The 264-nt window shown below is 49.6% G+C and carries 1 pseudogene; it reads right to left on the bottom strand.

What is annotated here, in order from left to right:
* Positions 1 to 264 (bottom strand): annotated as a pseudogene (locus SB756_RS31195) (glycosyltransferase WbuB); the annotation flags it as partial.

Raw genomic sequence — 264 nt, 5'->3', positions numbered from 1 at the left:
GGTGAGGTTTTGAGCAAGTCGAAGGCCATCCTCCTTTTGATAGCTGTTCGCGAATATTTTTGTATGAATTCATTTCGAGCCGTTGGGCGGAAGTCCAGACTTCTGAAGGATTCTAGTGCACCTTCGATGTCACACGGATTGAAAACAGCGGCATTCTGAATCCGTCTGCTGGCAAAGCGGCCTGAATAGCCTGATAGGCCAGCCAATATCGGTTTCTGTGTAGCTGCGTATTCAAACAGCTTGGACGGCAGCACGCGACGAAAC

Source organism: Pseudomonas sp. SIMBA_068, assembly GCF_046534705.1.
Lineage (GTDB): Bacteria > Pseudomonadota > Gammaproteobacteria > Pseudomonadales > Pseudomonadaceae > Aquipseudomonas > Aquipseudomonas putida.
Note: the sequence above shows the minus strand (reverse complement) of the source record. Positions and strands in the feature narration are given on the sequence as shown.